Raw genomic sequence first — 12,503 nt, 5'->3', positions numbered from 1 at the left:
ATGGCAAACCATACTGATCAGACCATCCAGACCAAGCAGACCCTGAAGACCAGCATCCCCGAAATCATCGCGCTGGTAGGCGCCATAGCCGGCCTTGCGGTCTACCTCGTGACCTCCACGACCGGGTACATGGCCGGGCAGGGCGTCAGCGTGGCGGCGATCGCGCTGAGCGTGGTGGCAATCGTCGCCCTGATCGTCAAGATCGCGTTGGGCTCCCGTCTCGGCGATGTCCTCAACGATGTGCTGACAGTCGGCTCCGAGGCCCTGCTCATCGGCGGATTCGCGCTGTTCGTGCTGGCGAGGGTGCGACTGGCCGCGGACATCTACTTCATCCCGGTCAACTACCCGGCGTCCGAAGAGACTGCGCTCAACATCTCGGTCATCGGAGTCGCCTGCTACCTGATCGCGATCATCGCGCTGATCGTCAAGGCGTTCACAGCCAAGGACGTCGCCCGCGCGGTCATCAGCGTCGAACCCACCGCCCCGGCGGTCGCATGATCCAGCAATGATTGCGGAGTCGGTTCCGGTTTCCCGGGCCGGCTCCGCAACCGATATCCCGTCAAGACATGTAAGGAACACGGATGCACGCCATCGAATTCAACCACGACTGGTCCTACCGCCATCTCGATGCCGCGGATGAGCCGTTCACTCCGGTCACGCTGCCGCATGACGCGATGATCGGCGAGCAGCGCAGCCCGCTCGCGGCCAGCGGCCTCAACTCCGGCTGGTTCGAGGGACGCGATTACGAGTATGTGCGCCACTACACGCCGGACGCCGCGCTCGCCGGCCGGACGATGATTCTCGAATTCGAGGGCGTGTACCACAACGCCGAGGTATGGATCAACGGCGAGAAGGTCGCGTTCCGCCCGTACGGCTACACGAACTTCACCGTGGACGTCACCGGCCGGCTGACGGTCGGGCAGGACAACGAGATCCGCGTCATCGCCCGCAACGCCGACCAGCCGAATTCCCGCTGGTATTCCGGCGCCGGCATCTACCGTCCGGTCACGCTGTGGACCTCCCCACGCGACCACATCAAGCTCGACGGCGTGACCGTGCGCACCCTGTCCATCGGCTCGGGCGACGACGGAGAGCCCGCCAAAGTCGAATTCACCGTCGCAACCACCGCCCCCGGCACGATATCCGTCACCGCCGTTCCGCTCCCGCCGGCGGAAGCTGGCATGCGAAGCGTGACTGAGATTGGGTCTGTGCCCGCCACGTCGGTCTCTTCTGACGAGGAAGCTGGCAGCCGCAGGCTGACTGGGGGAGAACCGGCCAACGGCAAGGGCCACGCTCGCGAGAATGATCTAGCTCCAACCGACAACCAGCCTCAGTCCGTCGTACGGACAGCGCCCGCCGGAGACGGCGAGACGACCGTCGTCCTCGACATCCCCGCCCCGTACCTGTGGTCGCCGGAACACCCGAACCTGTACACCGCGCGCATCCGCTACCAGTCCGCCGCCGACCCCGCCATCACCGACGAAACGGAAGTTACTTTCGGCATCCGCGAACTCGCCTGGGGCGGTGACGGCCTGACCATCAACGGCGAACGCGCCATCATCCAGGGCGCCTGCATCCATCACGACAACGGCGTGCTTGGCGCCTGCGCCTACGCGGACGCCGAGGAACGCAAGCTCGCCCTACTGAAGGCCAACGGCTACAACGCCATCCGATCCGCCCACAACCCCTGCTCCAAGGCGCTGCTGGACGCGGCCGACCGGCTCGGCATGCTCGTCATGGACGAATACATCGACCACTGGTACATCCACAAGACCCAGCACGACTACGTGGATTACTTCGGTCAGTGGTGGAAACAGGACCTCGCGGACATGGTGGTCAAGGACCGCAACCATCCCAGCGTCATCATGTACTCCACCGGCAACGAGGTGGGGGAGACCGCCCAGAAGCGCGGCATCAAGCTCGCCGGCGAGATGACCGACCTGTTGCACCGGCTCGACCCGACCCGTCCGGTCACCTGCGGTATCAACATCTTCTTCAACTTCCTCACCTCGATTGGCGTGGGCCAGTACTCGGACAAGAAGGCCGCCAAGGAGGTGGCCGCCGCCGAAAAACGCCGCGCGGCCGGTCAGGCGGCCGACAGGCACAAGGCCGTCGGCAGCGAGTTCTTCAACAATCTGGCCGGACTGTTGGGCGCCGGGTTCATGAAGACCATGGCCACGCTGCCGTTCTGCGACTGGGTCACGCGCGATGCCTTCGCCGCGATGGACATCGCCGGCTACAACTATGGCATCAAGCGGTACGCCCACGATCTGCAGCGGTATCCGGACCGTCTGATCCTCGGCTCGGAGACCTTCTGCAACGACGCCTACAAGTTCCGTGAGTTCGTCAAAGGCAATCCACGGCTCATCGGCGATTTCGTCTGGTCCGGCATGGACTACATCGGCGAAACCGGCGTGGGTGCCTGGGAATACGAGGATTACGCCTCCCGCAACATCGAATACGGCTGGCTGACCGCCGGCTCGGGGCGTCTCGACCTCACCGGCAAGCCGCTCGGCGAGGCGCTGTACACGCGTGTCGCCTTGGAAGCCGAGCCGGGCCCGTACATCGCCGTGGTGCCGGTCAATCACACGGACGACAAGCATTCGCCCAGTGCATGGAAAATGAGCAACGCCATCGATTCGTGGAGCTGGAACGGCTGCGAGGGACGCAAGGCGAACGTGGAGGTGTATGTGCGCGCCGCCTCGGTGGCGTTGTTCGTCAACGGTCGGGAAGTTGGTCGCAAGACGCTTGTCGACGACTGTGTCGCCCGATTTGACTGCACTTGGCAGCCGGGCGACATCGAAGCGGTGTCCTATGACGCCTCCGGCCGTGAGATCGGACGATGCGCGCTCACCAGCGCATCCGAACATACGGAACTGCGCGCCGAGGTCGAATGGGTCGGCCGCGCCGACAAGCATGCCGGCCCTCGGGTTGGTGACGCTTCGATGGGCATGACTTCGACCGATACTGAGGATCTGCTCGAAGCCGTCCGCCTTCTGGCCGGTCCTGCGGAATCCGTATCGGCGGTAGACGCTATGGCGGCATCGGCCCTGCCGACGGCCGTTTCCTCTTCGGAAGTCGTAATCGCACCCGGTCGGCTTGCCTTCGTGCGAGTACGATACGCCGACGAACATGGCATCGCCAAGCCGCTTGAGCGCGGCGTCCTGACCGCCACGGTCTCGGGCGATGGCCGTCTGCTCGGTTTCGGGTGTGCGGCCCCATTCAACAAAGGTAGCTTCGTCACCGGCGAGACTGACACCTACTATGGCGAGGCGCTCGCCGTAGTGCAGGCCTCGGACGATGCCGCCGCCAGTGACGAGATCACCCTTTCCGTCTCCGACGGCAGACATACCACCTCCCTCACCCTCGTCATCGCTTAACTCCCCGGCCTCCTCCAAAAAAGAGTTGCCTGAACAGTATCGGTTCCTCTCCCTGAGGGGAGCCGCGAGCGCGGCCAGGGAGAGGACCGCCCATATCAGATTGGCTCCCCTCCCCGAGGGGAGCTGCCACGCAGTGGCTGAGGGGAGTTGTCGATTCGGCCAGTTTTCAACTCCAAGATTATTGGCCTCCTCTGAGAAGTGGTTGCTGTTACTCCTCGTAGAGCTATTGGTTCCCCTCCCTGAGAGGAGCTACACAAAACTGGGTGTGCAGATCACCAAGACGGTGATTGGCTCTCCTCTCTGAGAGGAGCTACCGACGGACCGGCGAACACTTGCCGTCGGAATCCAAATGGCTTCCCTCTCCGAGGGGAGCTGCCACGCAGTGGCTGAGGGGAGCTTGCCCGCACGCCTCACCAAGATACCCGCCCATACGCCTGCATACTGCACTCAGAGAGCATTGTTACCATCACAAAAGGAACGCCCACATGTCCAACAAGGTCCCCATCACCCAACCGTTCACCAGCCCCAACCCACTCGCCGCATGGTGGCAGCGTTTCTCCGTCAAGCACAAGCTCCTCGCACAGTTCGTCATGTTCTACGCCTTCTCCCTGTTCGTCACCGTGCTGCAGTATGCGATGCTTACCTTCCTGCCGGACCTGTTCTACCGGTACACCGACTGGTGCACCATCCCCGCCCAGCTCATCCACCTGACGCTCGGCCCGGTGGACACCTATGTGTTCGACTACCCGGTCACCGGCGACGCCACCGGCGGCATGGGATATTTCGCCGCATTCGCCATCACCCTGTTCGTGGCACAGTGCATCAACTTCCCGATGCAACGCAACATCACGTTCAGGTCCAAGGGCAACATCTGGTTCCAGATCGCATGGTACGTGGTGGCGTTCGTGCTCATCACCATCGTGTGCAGCTTCCTGATGGGTCTGTACGTGCCGCTGCTCAAAGGGCTGGTGCCGCCGGCCGTGTACAACATCCTCATCACCGTGGTCAACGGCGGCGTGCAGATGGTCATCTACTTCCCGATCTACAAGATCATCTTCCCTGAAGGTGAGGCGACTGAACGGGCGTCGTGACATCGCGCAGCGCGGCGAACATGTGGTACAACGCGGCGAACACGCGGCGCCACGCGGCGAACACGCGGCGCAAACGTAGCGAACACGCGGCGCCACGCGGCGAAACGTCCCGAAACGTAAGTTTGCAACGACGGTCACTTACGTTTCGTCCCATTTTCGGGTGTCAAAACGGGACGAAACGTAACAGAGGGTCGTCCGAAACTTACGTTTCGTCCCGTTCGGGGCCAGCCGATACCAGTCGGGTGTACGTCGGTCTGATGTTGGGGTGGGGGCTATGTCGGGTGAGCTGGTCGTGTGCTATCGGTCGGGCATACGTCTCAGGTTTGCACACGGTAATCCGTCATCGGCTTGTCATCAGCTCGGCACCGGCACGTCATCAGCATGGCACCGACACCGGTCGGTCACCGAGCTGCTCGATCATCTTTGAGCAACCTCGTGTATGCTGGTCGCCGCGTCGGAATCGAACGCATTGGAAACCGGCCGCATAGGAAAGGAGCACGGCATGAGGCATCAGGCCGTCAATCCGTATCTTCCGGCGGGGGAGTACGTCCCCGACGCCGAGCCGTACGTGTTCGGCGATCGCGTGTACATCTACGGGTCGCACGACCGCTTCGGCGCGCCGATGTTCTGTGTCAACGACTATGTGTGCTGGTCCGCGCCCGTGAACGACCTGTCCGACTGGCGGTATGAAGGCGTCATCTATCGCAGGAACCAGAACCCAAGAAACCGTCTCGGCCTGCGACTGCTGTTCGCGCCAGACGTGGCCATCGGCGCCGATGGGCGGTACTACCTGTATTACGCCTTCGATTTCATGGGGATGATGGGCGTGGCCGTCGCCGATACGCCCGTCGGCCCGTTTGAATTCCATGGCCATGTGCATCACCCGGATGGCACCCTGTGGGGCCGTCGCGCCGGTGATTCCTTCCCGTTCGATCCCGGCGTGCTCGTGGACAACGACGGCAGTGTCTACCTCTATTCCGGTTTTCACACCCCGGTGCCCACCATCGCGACGGGATGTCGCCGGCTTGACTTCGATGGCGGCTATGTGCTCGGGCTCGAATTCGACATGATGACGATCAAGACGCCGGAGAGGCTCCTGTTTCCCAAGTCCGGCCCCGGCTCATTCCCGGGACATGAGTTCTTCGAAGCCTCGTCGATACGCAAATGGGACGGCAAATACTATTTCGTCTACTTGTGTTTTGGCAAGTTGGCGTCCGCGTTGTGAGCGGTGTTTTTCCGCAGGGTGGGCAGCGGGTTTCCCGCGGGGTGTGCGGTATCGGCCGCTGCCTGTCTGCGTTGTTTTGTTGTTGTGTTGGTTATTTGGTTATTTGGTCATGAGGGCGTGCTGGCTGCGGTAGGAGCGGCCCTCGAATCTGATGAGTCGTCCGTGGTGGACGGTGCGGTCGATGAGGGCGGCGGCCATGTTCTTGTCGCCCAGGACGCGTCCCCATCCGCTGAATTCGATGTTGGTGGTGTAGATGATGCTCCTTGTCTCGTAGCTGTCGCTGATGATCTGGAAGAGGAGGCGGCTGCCTTCCTCGTCGATGGGCAGGTAGCCGAACTCGTCGATGATCAGGAGCCCGGCCTTGCCGATGCCGGCGAGTTCCCTGTCGAGCCGGTTCTCCTGTTGGGCGCGGCGCAGGCGCATGAGCAGTCCGGTCGCGGTGAAGAACCGGACGGGTACGCCCTTGGTGCAGGCGAGCCGGCCGATCGCGATGGCGAGGTGGCTTTTGCCGGTGCCGACGCTCCCGTAGAGCACGAGGTCCTCGCACCGGTTGATGAACTCGAGGCTTTCGAGCTGTTCGCGTCCCCAGTCGGCGGGCATGTTCAGGTTGGTCCAGTCGTAGCCGTCGAGGGTCTTGTCCGCGGGGAATCCGGCCTGTTTGAGGAGGCGGACGCGTCTGGACTGCTCGCGCGAGTCGAGTTCGGCCGTGAACCAGCGTTCGATGAGGTCGAGCTGGCTGGGTGTGGCCTCGGCGAGCGTGTCGGCGAGCACGCCGCGCGTGAGGGGCAGGCTCCGGCTCATTTTCAGGATCCGTTCGCTTTTCTCCTGCGTGGACGTGCGGCGGCGCCGCGTCTCGGGGATCGTGGGATCGGGTCCGGCCGTCATCGCGTCCCCTTCCCGTCACGGCGGGTGCCGGTGATGAACTCGTCGTAGCCGCTCAGGTCGGGCTCCTCGACGGCGCCGGGGTATTCCCAGTCGCCGTCGCGCATGCGCAACGCGATCGGGGTGAGCGTGTCCGCGTGCAGGCCCATGTCCCTGTTGCAGGTGAGAATCTCGTCGCATGCCCGCATCACGGGCCCGAACCCGGCCGCGGCGCACGCGTGGGCGATCGCCTTCAAACTTTCCCTGAGGGTCCTGTCGTCCATGGAGTCGAGCCATGAGCGGATGTCGTCGGGCACGTCGGGCCGTATCGGGCTCTCCATCCACGCGCCGGGGCGCGCGGCGAGCATGGGCATCACCAGGGCCGGGTCCTGCAGGACGCGCGGCCCGTCCCCGTAGGGACGCGGGTATTCGGCCAGGACCGCGCCCGTGTCGGGGTCGACGAGCGTGACGGTGTCCCACCGGACCGCGGCCTGCACGCGCCGCCGGGCCCACGAGCCGCCGGCCAGATAGGAGCGGGAGTCGATGTCGATACGGCCGCGCTTGTCGGCCCTCCTCGACTCCCAGCGCACCGGGTCGAACACCGTGGACGGCAACGGCGCCAACGCCGCCCTGTCCTCGGCGAACACCTGCGTGACGGGCACGTCCATCAGCCTCGGGCAATACGATGCCGCCGCCAGGGCGTCGCACCGCTCCAGCATGAGACGACTGAGCTGTTCGTATGATTCCGCTCGCATGGGCGGGACCATGATGTTGCGGCGCAGGAACCCGACCGCGTTCTCCACGCTGCCCTTCTCATGGCCCGAATACGGGTTGCAGAAGCGCGCCTCGAGCCGGTGGTGGGCCACGAACGACTCGAACACGCCCGTGAGCGTGACCTCGCCCTTCGCGTTCCTGCGCCCGGCGCCGGTGGCGTTGTCCATCACGATGACCGGGGGAACGCCGCCCGCATGCGCGAACACGAGCATCAGCCCCGCGCACAGGCACTCCGCGTTCTCCCCGGGCATCGCCACGCAGTAGCGCATGTTCGACCACGGGAACGAGACCACCAGGCAATGCGTCTCCGTCTCACGCCCCGCGACGGTGGCCAACGCCACCCCGAAATCGACCTGCATCACGCCCGGAGCCCACGACAGGTCCAGGAACGCGGCCGACGGCTCCCGGTTCGTCTCCCGCCAGCGCTTCACGTACCGCTGCACCACGGAATACGAGCCCTCCCACCCATGCTCCGAGACCAGCCGGTCGTACACGCGCCTGGCCGTATGCCGCTGCTTGCGCGGCATACGACGGTCCGCCTCCAACCAGCCGTCCACCACCGCGGCGAGCCCGTCGATCTTCGACCCATACCGACGGTCGTCCGGACGCCTCGGGCTCAGATCCTCCATATCCGCGTATTTCGCGACCGTGCCACGATCCACATGCAGCCGCCGCGCTATCTCCGCACGGGACAGCCCCTGCCGGTCGAGTCTCCTGATATCTTGCACAATGGGCATCGGTATCGCCATGTTCCTTTCCTTCCCGAGCACCGGCCGGCGGCAACCGGCCGAAACGAGTAATCAGCACTCGGGAATATACAGGCGGCGGAACCGATGCCTCTCACATCACCCCAGAACGATGACGACACCGGGGAAAACCATCAGCCCACACTGCGGAAAAACACCGCTCAACCCGCCGAACAAACATTGAAGCAATACACTACTCATCACGGCTTAACCATGAGTTGTGCTATGCCGTCTCTGATCGGCCCACCGAGGGCTTCCGGTATGGCGGTACGCTGGTCAGCATCGGCGATGTCGGGCTGAACGGGCATCCGGACGAAACCCATGCCGCCAACTATACCGGCAACACACACGGTGGCATGCTGCGCATCGGTGACGCGTTCTACGCGTTCTACCATCGTCAGACCAACCGCAGTTCCTACGCGCGTCAGGCCTGCGCCGAACAGCTCGACGCCTCGTTCGACACGACGGCCGGCGAATGGCGATTCGCCCAATCGGAAGTCACCAGCTGCGGGCTGAACGGTGGTCCATTGCGAGGAGATGGACGGTATGAGGCGCGCATCGCTTGTAATCTGTGGAGCCGGACCGGTGCCGGCCGTTACGATGGCGATCGCCCCGCTAAACGTCTGGCCGCACATCCGTATTTCACCCAGGATGGGCATGACGGCAGAGCCGAGGCCGGGCCGATGCCCGCATGCCAGTACATCGCCAATATGCGCGACGGTGCCGTCGCCGGATTCAAGTATTTCTCGCCGGTCGTCGGCGAGGCGTCGGACACAGGCACTGTGCCGCGCGATGGAGGATTGCGGGTTACGTGCGTGACCGTTCGTGTCCATCGCGGCTTTGCGAGGGCCGACGGCAGATTCATGATCTCCACCGATCCTGATGGCGTGCATTGCATTGCCGAAATACCGTTGCACCCCACGAACAACGACTGGCGGGTCTTCCGATCCGTCGTGATGTCGCCTTCCATTGAGCAATCGGAAGCGGCTGGCGATATGGGTCAGCTCGACCGAGGGACCATGGATGGCGTCATGACTATGGACGCGTCCGATGTCGTGGATACGGCGGATGCATCCGATACATCCGATACGGTGGATGCGGCCACCGCCGCGGCACCCAATGCCTCGGACTCGAAGCATCGCGCCGTGCCGTTGTATTTCCGCTACGTCGGCACCGGTTCCATCGATTTCCTTGATTTCACGTTGAGCGCCGGCGACTGATACGGCAACATACGCCAAGGGGCCCCGACCGTCATGGTCAGGGCCCCTTCATCGTCTCGTTTCGAGAATCAGTCACTCACTGTCGAGCGGCAGGTCACTCGGTGACGGCCTTCTTCAGCAGGGAGCCGGCGGAGATGCGCACGCCGTAGGAAGCCGGAATGTTGATGGTCTCACCGGTGCGCGGGTTGCGGCCGGTGCGAGCGGCGCGCTTGACGCGCTCGGCGGAGAAGAGACCGGTGAGCTTCAGGCCTTCGCCGGACTTCAGCGCCTCGACGAACACGTCCTGGAAGGCGTTGACGGCGGCCTCGGCCTGGGCCTTGGTCAGGTTGGACTTCTGGGCGATCTTCGAGACGAGATCAGACTTGTTGTATGCCATAAAGCATCCTTCTTGGGTCAGGGGACGAGCACTGTCGTTCGTCCGCGTTCATCACATGATGATAGCGCATGCACCTGCCTAAACCCGCATTTTATAAGGGTTTTCACAACTTTTTACGTGAAATCACCCCGATTCCGGCCGCGAATTGGACACCGACCCGCAATGGGAGACGATTATGCGCGGATTTGCGGTGGATTGCAGGCAGATAACGTGCTGTTTCGGCATGAACACGCGGTTTTGCCCCGCATGAATCAGACTGCGCAGACGTATTGTACTGTACAGTCCAGTCTGATTTCATCGGGCCATCAAGTCGGGCCCACGCTTCGGGCTACATCAGATTACGACGGGCGAGCCAGCGCATCGCCAACGCGCCAAGCGGCACGCGCAGCCAGTAGAACACCACGCGATGCAGCAGCGTCGCGGACAGCGCCACGCCCTGCGGCACACCGATTGCGACGAATGCGAAGGTCAGCGCGGCCTCCACACCACCCAGACCGCCGGGCGTGGGCACCGCCGAGCCGAGCGCGTAGGCCAGCATGAACACGAACGTGGCCTCGACCGGATTCGTCGTGTAGCCGAAGGCCTGCAATGCCGCCCAGAACGCGAGGCCGGTGGTCACGTTCTGGAAGAGCGCCCCCAGACAGCTGATGGTCAATTCGCGGGGGCGTGACAGCACATCGAGCAGTTTGTTGACGTAGTTGCGCGCCAACGGCATGAGCCGACCCGTCACCCAATGACGTAGCGGCGGAATCATCATGGCAATCGACACCACGACGACCACCGCGCCCAACACAATCACCAAAGTGTTCGTTGGAATCGATCCGGTGAACGTATTGCGGCCGGTGAACAGTCCGATAAGCACCAGCATTGCAAAGTAGACCGCGTAATAGACCACCAGCGCGGCGCTCATGATCGCCGTGGCTGGGGCGTTCCGGTAGCCGGACTTGCGCAGGAACTGCAGATTCACGAAGGACGGGCCCACGCCTGCGGGCATGGACACCGTGGCGAAGCCGCCGGCCACCTGGCTCATGAACACCCCAAGGGGATTGCGGCGGTCCCGGTCCATCAACGCGCCGAGCGAGATGGACGAGCCTATCCAGCCGCATACGCCGAATGCGAGCACCACCAGTGCCATCAGCGGATTCGCGTTGCGCAGCGCGGTGATGATCTCCTCGGGGTTGAGTTGCGTGAACACGACCACCACGGCCACGATGACCAACAGCATCGTGATCATCGAACGCCAGGAGAAACGGGCCAGCGTCACCGGTTCGGCCGCCTCGGCGGTCTCTTCGTCGATGAGCGCGTTGATGCCGCCGCGCAATTGCGTCAGCAGCTGCTTATCCCACGTACCGAGTGCGCGAGTGGAGGAGGGGACGGCCATTTTCTGAATGAACGGCACCAGTGTCACCAGCGAGGCGTCGCCCCACGCCTCGCGTGCCGCTTCGATGGTCGGTTCCACGCCGATGAGCGCTGCGAACAACGCCAGCAGCTGGACCTTGTCCAATGCGGCGTTGGCCTGTGCCGAGGCGTTGTCGCCGTTGAGCCAGCCGGCAATCACCGCTGTGCCGTCATCCAGCCGTGCCAGCGTATCCGGTGTGATGCGGCGGTGGGTGTATCCGCGCCGGTTCGCGACGGACAGGTAACGCATGTAGGCCACGGCGTCCGCTTTGGTGAGGGTGCTCAGATTCGCCGCAAGCTCCACCGAATGGGCGTCGAGCACGAGGATGGCCGATTCGTCCGTGTCCGTGATGCCGTAGGGCTCGGGCGCGGGAAGCTTGATGTTGTGCAGGCCGAGCAGCATGGCGAAATGATGCTGCACCGCCTCGCGCACGGACCGGTCGCGTCGGATGGAGACGCTGGTGAACCGGACCCAATCCCACAGCTGCTTGAGATACCCGGCTGTGTGGGTCTGGGCATCCACCACCGATACGATGAAGCGGCGTCCGTTAGCCGTCTCCAGATCGTAGATGCGCGAACCCTCGGCCAGATCGTCCTCAAGGGTGGCGGCCAATGATCCATGACCGCCCAATGGTGCGGTCTGATGCCTGATGAGCGAGGTCGGCTCAAGGCCGATGCCTCTGAGCGCCTCCACCAGTTCGGTACCCCACACGCCGGTGTTCTGTGTGCCCACGAGGAACCGGATGAGCATGCCCACCATGCGTCCGGCCGCGAGTGAAACCAGCATGCCGGTGACCGAATGCCAGGACAGCACCACCATCACCGCGGCCGTGGCATACAGGATGTTCCAGCTCCATTTCACGCTGGAACGGGTGCGCCTGGGGCCGGCCGCCGTCAGGAACGCGGCCATGCCGCCGTAGATGTCGGGCAGCAGGGTGGAGCCGAGCGAGGTGGCCGCGGAAATCAATGCGAGAGCCAACGTGTGGTCGCCTAGTCCGCTGATCGCCGTGGATACACCCCACACCGTGCCGTAGCCGGCGAACATGGCCAACGCGGAAACGGCGGCTTCCAGCCACATCCGTGTGAACAGCAGCTGGCCGAGCACGAACACCACGATAACGATCGTGGCGAGTTGCGTCAGTACGGTCGAGGGGAAGTCGGCTAGCCAGTTGATGGCTTTGGCCGCGGTATGGGCATCGGATTCCACGCCACGGGTCATGCCGCCGAGATACACGGCGAACACCATGACCACCGCCGCCATGAGCAGTGACAGTCCCACCCGCATCAGATCGGCGAAATCTCGTGTTCTGCGTGGTGCCACGTCCTCGATGAAGGGCCCGTCGTGCTGGTCGTTATCGTGCGAATCCGTCATATCCGAACGCCCTTCCACTGGGAAAGATGACTCCTATTCACTGCTTTGGGGCCGCGGCCC

At 63.5% G+C, this 12,503-nt stretch carries 9 protein-coding genes; 5 read left to right on the top strand and 4 right to left on the bottom strand.

Translation table 11 applies throughout. The features are described from left to right. The 4 genes from BMYO_RS04035 (at nucleotide 1) to BMYO_RS04015 (ending at nucleotide 5,696) form a co-directional block, all read left to right on the top strand. On the top strand, nucleotides 1-498 hold the full coding sequence (locus BMYO_RS04035; protein ID WP_094667242.1) for a hypothetical protein: 498 nt from the start codon (nucleotides 1-3) through the stop codon (nucleotides 496-498). Nucleotides 499-581: 83 nt separating this feature from the next. Further along, nucleotides 582-3,380 carry a glycoside hydrolase family 2 TIM barrel-domain containing protein gene (locus tag BMYO_RS12050; protein WP_233428140.1) on the top strand — a complete coding sequence of 933 codons (2,799 nt, stop codon included), beginning with the start codon at nucleotides 582-584 and terminating at the stop codon, nucleotides 3,378-3,380. Nucleotides 3,381-3,865: 485 nt separating this feature from the next. Beyond that, nucleotides 3,866-4,471, top strand: coding sequence for a hypothetical protein (locus BMYO_RS04020; RefSeq protein ID WP_094667241.1), 606 nt, complete (start codon nucleotides 3,866-3,868; stop codon nucleotides 4,469-4,471). Nucleotides 4,472-4,973: 502 nt separating this feature from the next. After that, complete coding sequence (locus BMYO_RS04015) at nucleotides 4,974-5,696, top strand: family 43 glycosylhydrolase (protein ID WP_094667240.1); 723 nt, start codon at nucleotides 4,974-4,976, stop codon at nucleotides 5,694-5,696. 99 nt (nucleotides 5,697-5,795) lie between these two features. Here BMYO_RS04015 and istB read toward each other — a convergent pair whose 3' ends face one another. Further along, nucleotides 5,796-6,581: an IS21-like element helper ATPase IstB gene (istB, locus tag BMYO_RS04010; RefSeq protein ID WP_094667239.1), complete on the bottom strand. Its 786-nt coding sequence runs from the start codon at nucleotides 6,579-6,581 to the stop codon at nucleotides 5,796-5,798. Next, nucleotides 6,578-8,080, bottom strand: a complete 1,503-nt coding sequence (gene istA / locus BMYO_RS04005) for an IS21 family transposase (RefSeq protein ID WP_094667238.1) — start codon at nucleotides 8,078-8,080, stop codon at nucleotides 6,578-6,580. The genes istB and istA overlap by 4 nt, the downstream gene beginning before the upstream one ends. A 215-nt stretch (nucleotides 8,081-8,295) precedes the next feature. On the opposite strand from istA, the gene BMYO_RS11840 reads away from it, so the two are divergent. Continuing rightward, on the top strand, nucleotides 8,296-9,297 hold the full coding sequence (locus tag BMYO_RS11840) for a glycoside hydrolase family protein (RefSeq protein ID WP_211276822.1): 1,002 nt from the start codon (nucleotides 8,296-8,298) through the stop codon (nucleotides 9,295-9,297). A gap of 94 nt (nucleotides 9,298-9,391) precedes the next feature. Here BMYO_RS11840 and BMYO_RS03990 read toward each other — a convergent pair whose 3' ends face one another. Next, nucleotides 9,392-9,673, bottom strand: a complete 282-nt coding sequence (locus tag BMYO_RS03990) for an HU family DNA-binding protein (RefSeq protein ID WP_094667237.1) — start codon at nucleotides 9,671-9,673, stop codon at nucleotides 9,392-9,394. Nucleotides 9,674-10,001: 328 nt separating this feature from the next. After that, a complete protein-coding gene (locus BMYO_RS03985; RefSeq protein WP_094667236.1) occupies nucleotides 10,002-12,443 on the bottom strand; it encodes a lysylphosphatidylglycerol synthase transmembrane domain-containing protein in 2,442 nt (813 codons plus the stop codon). Nucleotides 12,444-12,503: the final 60 nt, after the last annotated feature.

Source organism: Bifidobacterium myosotis (assembly GCF_002259745.1).
GTDB classification, from domain to species: Bacteria; Actinomycetota; Actinomycetes; order Actinomycetales; family Bifidobacteriaceae; genus Bifidobacterium; species Bifidobacterium myosotis.
This window is presented reverse-complemented; position numbering and strand designations above follow the sequence as displayed.

Coding starts and splice junctions, on each gene's coding strand:
- BMYO_RS04035 (WP_094667242.1), top strand. CDS start 1: ATGGCAAACCATACTGATCAGACCATCCAGACCAAGCAGACCCTGAAG.
- BMYO_RS12050 (WP_233428140.1), top strand. CDS start 582: ATGCACGCCATCGAATTCAACCACGACTGGTCCTACCGCCATCTCGAT.
- BMYO_RS04020 (WP_094667241.1), top strand. CDS start 3,866: ATGTCCAACAAGGTCCCCATCACCCAACCGTTCACCAGCCCCAACCCA.
- BMYO_RS04015 (WP_094667240.1), top strand. CDS start 4,974: ATGAGGCATCAGGCCGTCAATCCGTATCTTCCGGCGGGGGAGTACGTC.
- istB (WP_094667239.1), bottom strand. CDS start 6,581: ATGACGGCCGGACCCGATCCCACGATCCCCGAGACGCGGCGCCGCCGC.
- istA (WP_094667238.1), bottom strand. CDS start 8,080: ATGGCGATACCGATGCCCATTGTGCAAGATATCAGGAGACTCGACCGG.
- BMYO_RS03990 (WP_094667237.1), bottom strand. CDS start 9,673: ATGGCATACAACAAGTCTGATCTCGTCTCGAAGATCGCCCAGAAGTCC.
- BMYO_RS03985 (WP_094667236.1), bottom strand. CDS start 12,443: ATGACGGATTCGCACGATAACGACCAGCACGACGGGCCCTTCATCGAG.